This window comes from Pseudoalteromonas rubra, assembly GCF_005887115.1.
Classification (GTDB): Bacteria; Pseudomonadota; Gammaproteobacteria; order Enterobacterales; family Alteromonadaceae; genus Pseudoalteromonas; species Pseudoalteromonas rubra_F.
Map to the genome: position 1 here is coordinate 1 of NZ_PNCJ01000177.1, position 348 is coordinate 348.

At 46.6% G+C, this 348-nt stretch carries 1 protein-coding gene; it reads left to right on the forward strand.

The genetic code is table 11. From position 1 onward, the window contains the following. Positions 1 to 348: RimK-like ATPgrasp N-terminal domain-containing protein (locus CWB98_RS23650; RefSeq protein ID WP_171045756.1), on the forward strand; the 348-nt coding region annotated here is incomplete at both ends.

Genomic DNA, 348 nt, shown 5'->3' on the forward strand with positions numbered 1-348 from the left:
TAACGGTTTACGTGATGGCGATAATGCGTTGTTTTTATCGCAAGCTTGGTTTGATAAGCGTGGGATCGCGATTACCGATGACGCTGAGCTGATCATTTGTATGGGCGAAACCCAACAGCCTGAGTTTAGTAAGTTGGCGGCGTATCTATTTCAGCAATTTCCAGCGCCTTTACTAAAAGTGATGTTACAGCAGCAAGATAAAGGCGTGCGTGTGCAGGTGCAGCGTCGAGACTTTTCGACTCTACAGGTGGCGCAGCTTGAGTTTTGTACTCAAGTATTAGGTCATGTGCATGCCACTCAGTGGAACAAACGTAAGAGTCACAAAAAGTATCGCTGGGATATCGCGAT